This is a genomic window from Pseudomonas sp. 18058 (genome assembly GCF_902706155.1).
Classification (GTDB): domain Bacteria; phylum Pseudomonadota; class Gammaproteobacteria; order Pseudomonadales; family Pseudomonadaceae; genus Aquipseudomonas; species Aquipseudomonas rustica.
Window position 1 is genome coordinate 1 of record NZ_CACSJY010000122.1, and the last position, 891, is coordinate 891.

Consider the following 891-nt stretch of genomic DNA (forward strand, 5'->3'; position numbering starts at 1 on the left):
CACCTGTCAGATCTGACAGGTGACAGCCCTCTCCTTTCCAGCCATAAATCACTCCGTTGCCCAACCCAGACAGGAGTGATCGCAATGCTTGTCCAACCGCCGAGAGGAACATCCACGCTGATCCTGCGCGAGTTGGAGATCTCCACGCGTACCCAACCGGTGTTGCCTTCCGGGGAATGGGGGATCAATCGTGCGGCGGCATGGCTGGTCTTCCCTGAAAAAGGCCTGCAGGTCTTTCTTCATCCATGGTCCAGCATGGGCAAGGGGGATCTGGTCGAGTTGTTGTTGAACGGCAACAATGTCGTTGATCAACTCACCATCGCCAAAGACGCCGATGTGGGCCAACGCGTGACGCTGTTTGTAGCCCCCCGCCATTTGCAGACGGGCTCGCATACCCTGACGTATCGCGTCACCCGGCTGAATCAGGGGGCCGAAACCCAGACGCCACCCACCCGAATCTACGTAAAAACCGAAGTGCCCGGCGGGCAGGACATCGATCCGGAGCCCGGTCACTCCAACCTTTTCATGTACATCCCGCCGGAAGTCGTCAGCGGCGGCGTCGATAAGGACATCGCCGACGCCGGAGTGCCGATCGTCATTCGTGCACCGTCAGGCAATGGCGTACCTTATCCCGCTGCCAGCGTGGGAGACGTGATCACGCTCAGTTGGGGCGGAATTTTGCTGGCCTCCCCGCCGCTGACCGCCGAGCAGATCAACGATCCGGCCAATCACCCGATCACCTTCGTGGTGGGCAAGAGCACCATCGAAGAGGCCGGCGACACCGATTACGCAGGCCTGGCGGTGACATTTCTGGTCACTGACATCGTCGGCAACCAATCGGAAGACTGGTGCACAGAGACGCGCATCACCGTTTCGGTCGGCACGGTTTCC

General features: G+C 60.0%; 1 pseudogene. It reads left to right on the forward strand.

The features are described 5' to 3' along the window. Nucleotides 1-84 precede the first annotated feature (84 nt). Nucleotides 85-891 (forward strand): annotated as a pseudogene (locus GVL50_RS28435) (hypothetical protein); the annotation flags it as partial.